A 14,998-nucleotide genomic window follows, 5' to 3' on the forward strand; every position below is an offset into this window, starting at 1 on the left:
TTAATTAATAAAGGCTTAATAAATACTTAGTTAAGCTTCATCACATAATTACTTAAAAGACGATTTATATCGTCTTTTATTCATTTTTAGAAACAAAAAAATTAGGACAGCATAAAATGAGTAAGAACATTCATGACCAACGTATTCTAATACTAGATTTTGGCTCTCAATACACACAGCTAATTGCACGCCGTATTCGTGAAATTGGTGTTTACTGTGAATTATGGAGCTGGGATGTTGATGAACAAGACATCAAAGAGTTCAATCCAAACGGTATTATCCTTGCTGGTGGCCCTGAAAGTGTTATCGCAGAAGGATCTCCTCGTGCCCCTGAATATGTATTTACTGCTGGCGTACCAGTATTAGGTATTTGTTACGGTATGCAGACTATGTCTCACCAATTAGGTGGCGCTGTTATTAAAGGCGAAGGTGAAGGCGAATTTGGTTACGCACAAGTTGAAGTTCAAGCTGAATCTGCTTTCTTCAAATCAATTCAGGACGCTGTTTCAGAGCAAGGCAAAACGTTATTAGACGTATGGATGAGTCACGGTGATAAAGTATCAGCTATTCCTGCTGATTTTACTACCGTCGCTAACACAGCAACTTGTAAGTTCGCTGCTATTGCCAACGAAGAAAAACGTTTTTACGGTGTTCAGTTCCATCCTGAAGTAACACACACGACTCAAGGTGAAGCAATGTTACGCAACTTTGTTGTGGACATTTGTGGTTGTGAAACATTATGGACTCCAGCATCAATCATTGATGATGCTGTTGCACGTATGAAAGAGCAAATAGGTGATGATGAAGTTATCTTAGGCTTATCTGGTGGTGTTGATTCATCTGTAGTGGCGATGCTTTTACAACGTGCCATTGGCGACAAACTAACTTGTGTATTTGTTGATAACGGCTTATTACGTTTAAACGAAGGCGCGCAAGTAATGGAGATGTTTGGCGAGAAATTTGGCCTAAACATAATTCATGTGAATGCTGAGCATCGCTTCTTAGAGCAAATGGCTGGTGAAAGTGATCCAGAAGCGAAGCGTAAAATCATTGGCCGTGTTTTTGTTGAGATCTTTGATGAAGAGTCTAAAAAGCTATCTAACGCGAAATGGCTTGCTCAAGGAACTATCTACCCAGATGTTATTGAATCTGCGGCATCTAAAAATGGTAAAGCACACGTTATTAAATCTCACCATAACGTAGGTGGATTACCTGATGATATGGCAATGGGACTAGTAGAGCCATTACGTGAATTATTTAAAGATGAAGTACGTAAAATTGGTTTAGAACTAGGTTTACCATACAACATGCTTTACCGTCATCCATTCCCAGGGCCTGGATTAGGTGTTCGTGTATTAGGTGAAGTGAAGAAAGAATACTGTGATTTATTACGTCGTGCAGATGCTATCTTCATTGAAGAGTTACATAAAGCTGACCTATACCATAAAGTAAGCCAAGCCTTTGTAGTATTCCTACCGGTTCGCTCAGTAGGTGTTATGGGCGACTGTCGTAAATATGATTGGGTTGTTTCGTTACGTTGTGTTGAAACTATCGATTTCATGACAGCGCGTTGGTCACATTTACCTTACGAGTTAATCGGTCATGTTTCTAACCGCATCATCAATGAAATTGATGGCATCTCACGAGTTGTGTACGATGTGTCAGGTAAACCACCTGCAACGATTGAATGGGAATAATTATTCCTGATTAAATACATAAACTGATATGTAATTAATTGATGAGAAGGTGGCTTATTAGCCACCTTTTTTGTAAGTTTATTTTGTCAAAGCTAAAGGAAACTCCGTGATTGATATGACTGGCTTATTACAAGATGCTGAATTTATTAAAAGCCCTTTCTTTAACGAACGTCCCGTGAATACCGATATTAGTTTATTAGTTATTCATTGTATTAGTCTGCCTGAAGGGCAGTTTGGTACCGAACATGTTAAAAATCTTTTTACTGGTGAGCTAAATTGTAAAGCACATCCTAGTTTTGCTTGTTTAGAAGGGTTAGAAGTCTCTGCTCATTGTGTGATTCGCCGCGATGGTAAAGTAGAGCAATACGTGCCATTTGATAAACGTGCTTGGCATGCTGGCATCTCTCGTTTTGATGGTGTAGAGGGCTGTAATGACTTTTCCATTGGTATTGAGTTAGAAGGGACAGATTGCACCGCTTATAGCGAAGCACAATATCGATCATTAGTGCAAGTAACCCAACAGATACAGCAAAAATATCCGCTCATTACCCAACAGCGAATTGCTGCACACAGTGATATTGCACCGGGTAGAAAAACCGATCCTGGTAGTGAATTTGATTGGCAATATTATTTCAAATTATTAAAGTAAGTTTCAACTCATAGGTAAAGAACTCGCTTATGAGTTGATTTAGAAGCTTATTATTTCAGGTAATGGGTTAATTGTTGCATATTAGGTAATGCAGTCATTGCGCCTTTTTTAGTGACTGCCAAAGCTCCACATGCATTGGCCCATTTTACCGCTGTTAGTATTTCGTTTTGAGCAAACCAATTGTTACTGGCAGATAAGTAACGAAGTAGACCACCTACAAATGCATCGCCAGCTCCCGTTGTATCAACAGGCACCGCTGCTTTTCCCTTAATGAGTTGTTGTTCATTTCCGTTAATTACTAGCGCTCCTTTAGCCCCTTGAGTAACTAATACTAGTGTATTTTTATAGGCTTTAATCTTTAATAAAGCCTCATTTAAATCGTGACTATCAGTTAAAAATAATAGTTCATCATCGGAAAATTTAACGACATCAGCAAGCTTTACTGCATCTAACACCACTTCTTTTATCTCTTCTGGCTTTGACCATACTTCATCTCTTAAATTAGGATCAAAACTAATATATCCCCCTTCTTCTTTCATCTTTTTTATTGCTAAAAATGTACTACTTCGACTTGGCTCATTAGCAAGTGCAATAGAGCAAATATGTAACCATTGATTCTTTTCAAACTCAGGAATATCTGAAGGTTGCATAAATTGGTCTGCACTAGGCTTAACCATAAAAGTGAAGGTGCGTTCACCTAATTCATCTAAGTCAACAACCACTGTGGATGTTCGTTGTTTGGTATCGATTGTGATGCTGGTAGTATCAACCGATTCTTCGGATAAAGTTTCAAGCATGAATCTCCCCATTGGGTCATGACCAATCCGACCAAAAAAAGCGCTTTCTCCTCCGAGACGTGAAATAGCAACTGCTACATTAGCTGGTGCGCCTCCAGGACATTTTAAGTATGTATCTACACCTTCAGGAATTAAATCCACAACAGCATCACCGCTAACCCAAACTTTATTCATAAATACCTCTTATATTTAACAAAAGCCAATCTATCAATTGGCTTTGTATTTGTTATGCTGACTTTAACTGTTTAGATTTAGCTCTAGAGCCAAGCAACAGGGTAAGCACAAAAGTAGTAATAAAAGCGATAAGCATGCCAATGATATATGGAGTTACATCACCTGTTCTGATAGAAATAATACCAGGTAATCCAGCTGCACCTAGCGCACTTGCTTTAACATTAAACAGTGTAATAAATGCACTTGCTGTAGCTGCACCACAAATAGCGGCAATGAATGGGTAGCGTAATTTTAAATTAACACCGAACATTGCTGGCTCTGTTATCCCTAGTAATGCAGTAATGCCTGATGGAATTGCAATACCTTTTAGTTTGATATCCTTAGTTGTAAAGCCTACTGCTAAAGCTGCACCGCCTTGAGCAATATTAGCCATTGCAGCGATTGGGAAAATGAAAGAGCCGCCTGTCACCGCAATATCAGCGAGTAGTTGGATCTCTATGGCAATAAAGCTGTGATGCATGCCTGTGATAACAAAAGGAGCATAAATAAAACCAAATAATGCACCACCAATAAAGCCAGCAGAGTCATATAACCAATTTAATCCATCGCCTAATAAAAAGCCGATATCACGAGTGAATGGACCAACGACAGTGAAAGTTAGTATGCCAGTGATAAAAATTGCTAAGAGGGGCGTTAATAAATTATCTAATACTGATGGAATAAATTTTCTTAATCCTATTTCTACTTTAGCAAGGATATAAGTAGCCACTAGAACAGGTAATACTGAACCTTGATAGCCTACTTTTTCAATTTCATAGCCAAGAATATCCCACACAGGTATATTCCCTGAAATGGCTGCACCACTAAATCCCCAACCATTTAATAGATCTGGATGTACCATTAACATGCCTAATGCAGCAGCTAAGAATGGATTCCCTCCAAATTTTTTACTGGCTGAAAAAGCAATCAAAATAGGTAAAAAAACAAAAGGAGCATTTGCAAAGGTATTGATTAAGTTTGCTAGATCTGTGATGCCTGGGTAAGCATCAACGAGAGATTTCCCTTCGATAAATAAACCAGGGGCTACTAGTATATTGAATATACCCATCAATAAACCACCTGCTACAATAGCAGGGATAATAGGAACAAATATGTCTGATAAGCCTTTAACTGCTTGCTGTACTATGTTTTGTTTTGTAGCACCAGATGCAGCTACATCTTTGGTACTCATATCACTCATGCCAGTTATCTTAGCCATTTCCGAGTACACTTGATTAACTATTCCAGAACCAAAAATGACTTGGTATTGACCCGCTACTTTAAATTGACCTTTAACACCTTCAAGTGAGTCGATCGCATTTTCATCAATTTTTGATTCATCTTCAACAGCTAGGCGCAAACGAGTTGCACAGTGAGCTAATGCTTTTATGTTCTCTTTTCCCCCCAACATCTTGACTAATTTGATAGCAACTTGCGGATAATTCATAATTTACTCCTGAAATAGGTTTGTTGGGAACGTTTGCAATAATTGGATTTTTCTGCAATTTAACTCTATTTACAAGTTTATTTATGAAGAAGTGTGACTTCGACCATTGTTGAGAGTATAAGCATATGATTATGCTTATATTGGTTGATTTTAGGATGTTTGGTATGATTCGTTTGTAAATTATAAATATTTTAAGGGAAAATATGTCTGGGTTGCATGCCGTTGCTAAATTAGCTGGCGTATCAAAATCCACTGTATCTCGGGTTATTAATAATGAGTACGGTGTAAAAAAAAGCACAAAAGCTAAAGTGTTAAAAGCAATTGATGAATGTGGTTATATGGCCAATCAAGTTGCTCGAGATTTAAAGTCACAAAAAACACACCTGATAGGCGTCATTGCTCCAAGAATTTCATCAAACGCTGTTTCCTTAGGGTTAGAAGGTATGGCAAGTGTTTTTGAAAAGGCCGGAAAACATTTATTATTAGCGAATAGCGAACAGAATAATGATAAGGAAATTGAATACATAACGCGGTTTAACCAAAGACGTGTAGAAGGTATTTTACATTTTGCCACTCATTTAGACTCATCATTAGTAGAAGCGATTCAGGCATCTGTAGTACCCGTTGTTTTAATCGGTCAAGATGGTTCTCTTTATAATATACCTAGTGTCATCCATGATGACTTACGAGTCGGCTTTAATGCGGGTATTCGGTTATTAAATGCGGGGGCTAAAGAGATTGGGTTTATTGGAGTGAATAGCCAAGATATAGCGGTTGATAATGATCGTTTCCAAGGGTTACAACAGGCGCTAATAAGATCAAACGAAAAATTACCTCTATTTCATAGTCGTGGTGAGTTTACAATCGAGTCTGGATATCAACAGACAAAAGATTTACTCATAAAGTGGCCTCAACTTGATGGTTTATTTTGTGCGACAGATAGGATTGCCATTGGTGCTATGAAGGCAATAAGCGAAGCGAATCTAAAACCTGGTGTTAACATTAAAGTGTTAGGTGTTGGTAATGATGAGCTTGGTAAAGTCTGTACCCCTAGTTTATCTACTTTCAATTACGGCTTTCAATTATCGGGTCAAAAATCGGCTCAAATGCTACTTGAGTTAATAGAAAATAAAAGTTCTGAAGTAAGTAAATTGGTCTTGAGTTTCGAAGAGGTTTCTCGAAGTAGTTGTTAAGCAAATCAGCTTAAACGTTGAGAATATATTATTTTCTGTAACAATCCTTAGACGCTTTTATGTGAGAACACTTGCAAAGTATCTTATTTCTCGTTACATTTTGCAAACGTTCCCAGTTAAGTGAGGTTGTTATGTTGTTAGCGATGCTTGAGCAATGCGGAGGTGTTGAAAATATATCTCGTATTTTGAATCCTGATTCGCGTATTATTTTAGAGATTAAAGATCAGGATTTATTAAAAGAAGACGCTGCAATAGAAAGCTACAACCCTTGTCTGAAGCATGTCACGTTTTTAATACCTTCTTCAGCAGCGGCTGCGGACGATTCAGACTCTATTAAGCAGCAGTTGCTAGAGATAGGCAGATTAATTTCTCAACAACAATTAAAAATGGCAAGTAATTACCTTACACCTGTTGATTGCCCTCATCGTCCAAAATGGCATATTTCTCCTCCTCAGGGGCTACTAAACGATCCTAACGGTTTTATTTATCATCAAGGCGAATACCATCTTTTTTATCAACTTTACCCTTATGGGTGCGAGCATAAAGATAAGCACTGGGTTCATTTAAGTAGTTTAGATTTAGTCAATTGGCATTGGAAATCATTAGTTTTGATGCCCTCAGATTATTTTGATAGCCATGGAGTCTTTTCTGGGCACGCATTAAGTTATGAGCAAGAGCTACTACTTTTTTATACTGGAAATGTACGTATTGGTGAAGATAGAGTTAGGCAAACAATGCAATGTATAGCTTCTTCTTCGAACACTACTGATTTTATAAAACATGGACCGGTTATTACAGAGCTTCCACCCAATGTCACTCCTCATTGTAGAGACCCTAAAGTTATTTTTTATAATAACAAATGGTTGATGTTATTAGGTGCGCAAAGGGAAGACGAGGTTGGTCGTTTAGCAATTTATGAATCATTAGATTTAAAAAATTGGTCTTTTGTTAGTCTGTGTGGTGATGAATTAGGTGATTTTGGTTACATGTGGGAGTGCCCTGATTTTTTCAAGCTAAATAATCAGGAGTTCATAGTGATCTGCCCGCAAGGTATCAAATCTCCTTATGCAAGCAATACTGTCAAGCATCATAATTGCATCTTAAAAGCATTTTTTGATAATGATAATAGAGTGATTATGAGTGATCCTCAAACTTTAGATCATGGTTTTGATTTCTATGCTCCACAAACTCTAGCGTCTAAAGATGGCAGAAGGATTATGTGTGGTTGGATGGGGTTACCAGATGAAGTTAATCATGAAAGTTGTGATAATGGATGGGTACATCAATTAACTGCTTTACGTGAATTGTCATACCACAATGACCGATTAATACAATTACCGCTAGCAGAGCTAAGTTCTTTACGTGAAACTAAAGTGAGCATTGAGCCGCATCAAAAAAGCATTGATCTAAAAAGTAAATCCTTTGAATTAATTGCTACATTAGAGTGGGGAAGTTGCTTATCTTTGTATTGTTCAGAGTCTAGTTGCTGTGAGATACGTTTAAATGCTGAAAAGCAAGTTTTAGAGTTAGATAGATCAAATACATTAATTCGTGAAGGAGACACATTAAGAGAGTTAGCTTTACCGGGTTTAGAGCAAGTAAAGATACAAATTCTCTCAGATAACTCATCATTAGAAATATTCATTGATGATGGCCGAGCTGTTATGTCTGCACGTGTTTTTACGCCAGAACATGCAACGGTTATTAAAACTCAAGGTAATGTCGATATTGAAAATTGTTGGTTATTAGTTGCTGCATCGCAGCCATTCTTAAACTTCTGAAGATCATTTCTTAGTGGAAACAGGTGAATAAATATTTTATCTACCCTGTTTCCTTTCCCCCTCATTTCAGGTTTACTTAAAGTATTTAGCTACTCTATTCTCTAGTCGAATCGTTCATAATTTGATGAATAAGCATTTGATTAAATGGTCATTAAATCATACATATATAAAATGTTTTTAGAGTTGATTTCTCTCCTTTTTAATTGTTCTCTATTAAACGCATAGCTGAAGGCTTTAATTCAATAACCGCCTTAATTGAAGGGACATTAAAAAAGATAAAAATCTAGACATAAATTGTTAATTTTGTTAATTTCTATAGTTAACTATTAAATTGGTAATACCATTTTACATTCAACTGTTATTTGCTCGTAACATTAGCTTGTTACGTTTATATAATTTAAGGCTGTTATGACCTACGCAAAAATTAAACAACCTAAACTTGCTGACGTGATTGAATCACAGTTAGAAAGCATGATTTTGGAAGGGCGTTTAGAATTGGGTGAGAAGTTATTACCTGAGCGTGAATTAGCAAAACAGTTCGATGTTTCAAGACCATCATTACGTGAAGCAATTCAACGCTTAGAATCAAAAGGTCTATTAACACGTCGTCAAGGCGGTGGTACTTACGTAAAAGAAGAGTTACGCAACCAATTAACAGATCCGCTATTCGAGTTACTCAATTCGCATCCGGAATCTCAATATGATTTGCTGGAATTTCGTCATGCCATTGAAGGGTTTTCTGCTTATTATGCCGCGTTAAGAGGTACTTCTGACGATTTGCATAAAATAAAAACAACTTTCAATGCTATTGATATGGCAAATTCAGCTGGTAACATCGAACTAGAAATAGAATCGGTTGCTGAATTTTACCAGGCAGTTATCGAAGCATCACATAATGTAGTGTTTTTACACCTTGCGCGTGGCATCAAGCCACTGTTGCAAAAAAACATTTCAGATAACGTGAAACAGCTTTACTTATATCCAGAAGTTGCAAAAAAAATTCATCAACATCGCTTCCAGTTAATGGAAGCTATTTTGTCTAAGCAGCCGATGAAAGCAAAAGAAGCATCGGATCAGCATCTACATTATATTGAAGAAACACGCTTGGTTATGTTGCGTGAAGAAAGTGCATTTAAACGTGAGTTAGGTGCTTTTTAAAACGACCTCCGCTTTATAGTATGGCGGGTCAGCTGCGGCTGTTATTCATACTTATACTGATAATTATTTAGATTACTTATTGCCGAAATGGCATGCAGCGTGCTGTGAAGCAGGTAGTGTTTAATGTAAATAATTATACAAAAACGCTTGGCTTTCGAGCTGAGATTATCTAGTGATATAGAAGGAAAGTGTCATGACTGACATCTTAAAAGATATTGATGCACAAGAAACTTCTGAATGGCTTGAAGCATTAACAACCATTCTTGAAGATGAGGGCTCAGAACGTGCTCAATTTATCCTTGAGCAAGTGATGGAAAAAGCACGCGTTGAAGGTGTTAATTTGCCAACAGGCATCAACACTAATTACGTAAATACCATTGCGGCATCTGATCAGCCAGCTTACCCTGGTGACCTTAAAGTAGAACAACGTATTCGTTCAATCATTCGTTGGAATGCGATTATGATTGTTATGCGTGCTTCTAAAAAAGACTTAGACCTTGGTGGCCACATGGCTTCTTACCAGTCTGCGGCTGCGTTTTATGAAGTATGTTTCAACCATTTCTTCCGTGCACCAAACGAAACTGATGGCGGTGATTTAGTTTATTACCAAGGTCATATCTCTCCTGGTATCTACGCACGTGCTTTCCTTGAAGGCCGTTTAACAGAAGAGCAACTAGATAACTTCCGTCAAGAAGTTGATGGTAAAGGTCTACCTTCTTACCCTCACCCTAAATTACTACCAGAATTCTGGCAGTTCCCTACGGTATCTATGGGGCTAGGTCCAATTGCTGCTATCTACCAAGCACGTTTCCTTAAATACCTTGATGGTCGTGGTTTAAAACCAACTTCTGCACAACGTGTTTATGCTTTCCTAGGTGATGGTGAGATGGATGAGCCTGAATCTCGTGGTTCATTATCATTCGCTTCACGTGAAAAACTAGATAACCTATGTTTCTTAATTAACTGTAACTTACAGCGTCTAGATGGCCCAGTAATGGGTAACGGTAGCATCATTCAAGAACTAGAAGGCCTATTTACAGGTGCTGGTTGGAATGTTGTTAAAGTAATCTGGGGCAGTAACTGGGATGCATTAATTGCAAAAGATACGTCTGGTAAATTATTACAATTAATGGAAGAGACCGTTGATGGTGATTACCAAACATTCAAATCTAAAGACGGTGCTTATGTTCGTGAACATTTCTTTGGTAAATACCCAGAAACAGCTGCATTAGTCGCTGATATGACTGATGAAGAGATCTTTGCGCTTAAACGTGGTGGTCATGATTCATCTAAACTGTACGCTGCATTTAAAAATGCGGAAGATACAGCGGGTAAACCAACAGTAATTCTAGCTAAAACTGTTAAAGGTTACGGCATGGGTGCTGCAGCTGAGGGTAAAAACATTGCCCACGGCGTTAAGAAAATGAATGAAGATCATATTCAAAGCTTACGTGATCGTTTAGGTCTACAAGATTTAATCTCTGATGAAAAAGCGGCGACACTTCCTTACCTAACGCTTGAAGAAGGTTCTGAAGAGTACAAATACCTACACGGTAAGCGTGAAGCATTGATGGGTTACACGCCTAAGCGTCTACCTAAGTTTACTGAAAAACTAGCGGTACCAGAGTTAGATAAATTCTCTGCGCTTTTAGGCGAACAGAAACGTGAAATCTCAACGACTATGGCTTACGTACGTATCCTAAACGTCTTGTTGAAAGATAAAGGTATTGGTAAAAATATCGTACCAATCATCGCCGATGAAGCACGTACATTTGGTATGGAAGGTCTATTCCGTCAAGTGGGTATCTACAACCCACATGGCCAAGAGTACACGCCTGAAGACCGTGGTGTAGTGTCTTACTACAAAGAAGCGACTTCTGGTCAGGTATTACAAGAAGGTATCAACGAACTTGGTTCTATGTCTTCTTGGGTTGCTGCTGCAACGTCATACAGCACTAATGACTTACCAATGATTCCATTCTACATCTACTACTCTATGTTTGGTTTCCAACGTATTGGTGATATGGCTTGGATGGCAGGTGACCAACAAGCACGTGGTTTCCTATTAGGTGCTACTGCTGGTCGTACTACGCTAAATGGTGAAGGTCTACAGCACGAAGATGGTCACAGCCATATTCAAGCTAACACTATCCCTAACTGTGTTTCATACGACCCAACGTTTGCTTACGAGCTAGCGGTTATCGTTCAAGACGGTATTGAGCGTATGTACGGTGAGAAACAAGAAAACGTATTCTATTACCTAACAGTAATGAACGAAAACTACGCAATGCCGGCTATGCCAGAAGGCGCTGAAGAAGGTATCCGTAAAGGTATCTACAAGTTTGATTCATTACCAGGTAAGAGCAAAGTACAACTACTAAGTTCAGGTACTATCATGAACGAAGTACGTGCTGCTGCAGCTATCCTAAGCGAAGAGTACGACGTTGCTTCTGATATCTTCTCTGTGACTTCATTCAATGAGTTAACACGTGATGGTCAAGACGTTGAACGTTACAACATGTTAAACCCTGAAGCAGAGCAAAAAACAGCTTACATTACTGATGTTCTAGGTACTGAGCCAACAATTGCTGCAACGGATTACATGAAAAACTATGCTGAACAAGTACGTGCATTTGTACCTGCTGAGTCATACAAAGTACTTGGTACTGATGGTTACGGTCGAAGTGATAGCCGTGAAAACTTACGTCGTCACTTCGAAGTTAATGCTGGTTACGTTGTTGTTGCTGCACTAACTGAACTAGCTAAACGTGGCGATGTTGAACGTAAAGTTGTAACAGAAGCGATTGCTAAATTTGATATTGATGTAAACAAAATCAACCCATTATTTGCATAAATCAGTCTCGGTGTTAACACAAGTTAACACCGACTTTTATTGATTAGGAAAATTATTATGTCTGAATTAAAAGAATTTTTACTACCTGATATTGGTGCTGATGCGGCTGATATTACCGATATCTTAGTTGCAGTTGGCGATACTATTGCTGAAGACCAAGATGTATTAACGATTGAAGGTGATAAAGCGTCAATGGACGTACCTTCATCAGTTGCTGGTGTGGTTAAAGAGATCAAAGTAAACGTTGGTGACAGCGTTTCTGAAGGTAACCTAGTATTAATCGTTGAAGTAGCTGGTTCTGCCGCTGCTGAAGCACCTGCGGCTGAAGAAGCTCCGGCAGCAGCACCAGCAGAAGCGGCGGCTCCAGCAGCGGCAACTGCTGTAAAAGAACTTTGTGTGCCAGATATTGGTGGTGATGAAGTTGAAGTAACTGATATCTTAGTTGCTGTTGGTGATACGATTACTGAAGACCAAGATGTGATCACTGTTGAAGGTGATAAAGCATCAATGGACGTTCCTGCACCATTCGGTGGTGTTGTTAAAGAGATTAAAATCGCAACTGGCGATAAAGTATCTGAAGGTTCTTTAATCTTATTAGTTGAAGCTGAAGGCGAAGCACCAGCTGCTGCACCATCAGCGCCTGCTGAAGCTCCTAAAGCGGCTGCACCAGCAAAAGCTGAAGTTGCTGTAAACAAAGAAATTAAAGCGTCTCCATCAGTTCGTCGTATCGCACGTGAATTTGATTTAGACCTAAACGTAATTGCTGCTTCTGGTCCTAAAGGACGTACAACTAAAGAAGACGTGCAAAAATACGTTAAAGGCCAATTACAAGCGGCTAAATCTGGTGGCGCTGGCGGCTTAGCTGTAGCAGCTGCACCTAAAGTTGATTTTGCAAAATTTGGTGAAGTGGAAGTGAAAGAACTTTCTCGCATCCAAAAAATATCTGGTCCTGCTTTACACCGTAACTGGGTAACTATCCCACACGTTACACAGTTCGATGAAGCTGATATCACAGAGCTAGAAGAGTTCCGTAAAGAGCAAAATGCAATCGCACTTAAACAAGATCTAGGTGTTAAAATTAGCCCGTTAGTATTCATGATGAAAGCGGTAGCAAAAGCATTACAACAATACCCTAACTTCAATTCTTCATTATCTGAAGATGGTCAAAGCCTGATCCTGAAGAAATACTTCAACATCGGTATCGCAGTTGATACACCAAATGGTTTAGTTGTACCAGTGGTTAAAGATGTATTAAACAAAGGTATTTTTGAAATCTGTCGTGATATCGCAGAGATCTCTAAGAAAGCCCGTGCTGGTAAATTAACTGCTAAAGATATGCAAGGTGGTAGCATGACTATCTCTAGCCTTGGTGGTATCGGTGGTACGCAATTTACACCAATCGTTAATGCACCTGAAGTTGCAATCTTAGGTGTCTCTAAATCAGCGATTAAACCACAATGGAATGGTAAAGAATTTGAACCTCGTATGATGGTTCCTCTTGCTCTTTCTTACGACCACCGTGTAATCGATGGTGCGGATGGTGCACGCTTTATTACTGCTGTTAACAAGCACTTATCTGATTTACGTACATTAATCTTATAAACTTTGTTAACTAGGTCGGCAGTTATGCCGACCATTCATTTACATTCTATTAACATTTGAATAGACTAGAATTCTAATTCGAGTGTTCTTTTTTATAGAGGTCGTCATGAGTAAAGAAATTAAAGCGCAGGTTGTTGTATTAGGTTCAGGCCCAGCTGGATATTCTGCAGCATTCCGTGCAGCAGATTTAGGTCTAGAAACTGTATTAATCGAAAAGTATGACACACTTGGTGGTGTTTGTTTAAATGTTGGTTGTATCCCTTCTAAAGCTCTTTTACATGTTTCTAAAGTAATTGAAGAAGCAAAAGCATTATCTGAGCACGGTGTATTATTTGGTGAACCATCTACAGATATCGATAAAATCCGTATCTGGAAAGAAAAAGTAGTATCACAACTAACTGGTGGCCTGAAAGGCATGGCTAAAATGCGTAAAGTAACAACAGTAAATGGCTTTGGCCGTTTTACTGGTGCTAACACCATTGAAGCAACTAGTAGCGAAGGTGAAGTAACAACAGTTACTTTTGATAACGCAATTATCGCTGCGGGGTCTCGTCCTGTTAAATTACCATTCATTCCACATGATGACCCTCGTGTTTGGGATTCAACAGATGCACTAGAGCTTAAATCAGTGCCTAAACGTTTACTTATTTTAGGCGGTGGTATCATCGGTCTAGAAATGGGTACAGTATACAAATCATTAGGTTCAGATGTTGATGTTGTAGAGTTCGCTGATCAATTAGTGCCTGCAGCTGATAAAGATATCGTGCAAGTTTACACTAAGAAAGTGAAAAACAAATTTAACATCATGCTAGAAACTAAAGTAACAGCTGTTGATGCTAAAGAAGACGCGTTATACGTTTCTTTTGAAGGTAAAAATGCACCAGCTGAAGCAAAAGCTTACGATGCAGTGTTAGTTGCTGTTGGTCGTGTACCAAATGGTCTATCACTGGATGCTGAAAAAGCTGGTATCACAGTTACTGAACGTGGTTTCATTGAAGTTGATAAGCAAATGCATACTAACGTACCACATATCCACGCTATCGGTGATATTGTTGGTCAACCTATGTTAGCGCATAAAGGTGTGCATGAAGCGCATGTTGCAGCTGAAGTTATTGCAGGGAAGAAGCATTACTTTGACCCTAAAACAATTCCTTCAATTGCTTACACAGAGCCAGAGATGGCTTGGGTTGGTGTAACTGAGAAAGAAGCGAAAGAGCAAGGCCTTAACTTCGAAAAATCAGTATTCCCATGGGCTGCGTCAGGTCGTGCAATTGCATCAGATTGTTCAGATGGTATGACTAAACTGATTTTTGATAAAGATACACACCGCATCATTGGTGGTTCTGTAGTAGGTACTAATGCAGGTGAATTACTAGGTGAAATTGGCTTAGCAATTGAAATGGGTTGTGATGCAGAAGATATCGCATTAACTATTCATGCTCACCCAACGCTACATGAATCTGTTGGTCTAGCGGCTGAGATCTATGAAGGTTCAATTACTGATTTACCAAATGCAAAAGCGGTAAAACGTAAGTAATTAGATACTTAATTTGTTATTCAAAAGGCAACGTTAAGCGTTGCCTTTTTTGTTTCTGCTCAAATACCTC

Annotated in this window: 10 protein-coding genes; 8 read left to right on the plus strand and 2 right to left on the minus strand. The window is 38.7% G+C overall.

Annotated elements, in window-relative coordinates; translation table 11 throughout:
* Positions 1-116: 116 nt before the first annotated feature.
* Both guaA and ampD read left to right on the plus strand, forming a co-directional pair.
* Entirely contained in the window at positions 117-1,697 is a 1,581-nt protein-coding gene (gene guaA, locus OW492_RS05945; protein WP_290039016.1) for a glutamine-hydrolyzing GMP synthase, read from the plus strand.
* Between the two features lie 115 nt (positions 1,698-1,812).
* Positions 1,813-2,346: a 1,6-anhydro-N-acetylmuramyl-L-alanine amidase AmpD gene (gene ampD / locus OW492_RS05950; RefSeq protein ID WP_290039116.1), complete on the plus strand. Its 534-nt coding sequence runs from the start codon at positions 1,813-1,815 to the stop codon at positions 2,344-2,346.
* 50 nt (positions 2,347-2,396) lie between these two features.
* On the opposite strand, the gene OW492_RS05955 is transcribed toward ampD, so the two are convergent.
* Both OW492_RS05955 and OW492_RS05960 read right to left on the minus strand, forming a co-directional pair.
* Positions 2,397-3,317, minus strand: coding sequence for an aminoimidazole riboside kinase (locus OW492_RS05955; protein ID WP_290039017.1), 921 nt, complete (start codon positions 3,315-3,317; stop codon positions 2,397-2,399).
* Between the two features lie 52 nt (positions 3,318-3,369).
* Positions 3,370-4,803, minus strand: coding sequence for a sucrose-specific PTS transporter subunit IIBC (locus OW492_RS05960; RefSeq protein WP_290039018.1), 1,434 nt, complete (start codon positions 4,801-4,803; stop codon positions 3,370-3,372).
* Positions 4,804-5,006: 203 nt separating this feature from the next.
* Here OW492_RS05960 and OW492_RS05965 point away from each other — a divergent pair, with 203 nt between their 5' ends.
* The 6 genes from OW492_RS05965 (at position 5,007) to lpdA (ending at position 14,928) form a co-directional block, all read left to right on the plus strand.
* Positions 5,007-5,996: a LacI family DNA-binding transcriptional regulator gene (locus OW492_RS05965; protein WP_290039019.1), complete on the plus strand. Its 990-nt coding sequence runs from the start codon at positions 5,007-5,009 to the stop codon at positions 5,994-5,996.
* A gap of 131 nt (positions 5,997-6,127) precedes the next feature.
* The gene (locus OW492_RS05970; protein WP_290039020.1) at positions 6,128-7,777 is read left to right on the plus strand and encodes a glycoside hydrolase family 32 protein; all 1,650 of its coding nucleotides are present in this window, start codon (positions 6,128-6,130) and stop codon (positions 7,775-7,777) included.
* Positions 7,778-8,185: 408 nt separating this feature from the next.
* Positions 8,186-8,935, plus strand: coding sequence for a pyruvate dehydrogenase complex transcriptional repressor PdhR (gene pdhR, locus OW492_RS05975; protein WP_113818860.1), 750 nt, complete (start codon positions 8,186-8,188; stop codon positions 8,933-8,935).
* A gap of 193 nt (positions 8,936-9,128) precedes the next feature.
* On the plus strand, positions 9,129-11,789 hold the full coding sequence (aceE, locus tag OW492_RS05980) for a pyruvate dehydrogenase (acetyl-transferring), homodimeric type (RefSeq protein ID WP_290039021.1): 2,661 nt from the start codon (positions 9,129-9,131) through the stop codon (positions 11,787-11,789).
* 57 nt (positions 11,790-11,846) lie between these two features.
* Entirely contained in the window at positions 11,847-13,391 is a 1,545-nt protein-coding gene (aceF, locus tag OW492_RS05985; protein ID WP_290039022.1) for a dihydrolipoyllysine-residue acetyltransferase, read from the plus strand.
* Between the two features lie 106 nt (positions 13,392-13,497).
* On the plus strand, positions 13,498-14,928 hold the full coding sequence (lpdA, locus tag OW492_RS05990) for a dihydrolipoyl dehydrogenase (RefSeq protein ID WP_113818857.1): 1,431 nt from the start codon (positions 13,498-13,500) through the stop codon (positions 14,926-14,928).
* Positions 14,929-14,998: the final 70 nt, after the last annotated feature.

Origin of the sequence: Psychromonas sp. 14N.309.X.WAT.B.A12, assembly GCF_030397575.1 — a bacterium.
GTDB lineage: Bacteria > Pseudomonadota > Gammaproteobacteria > Enterobacterales > Psychromonadaceae > Psychromonas.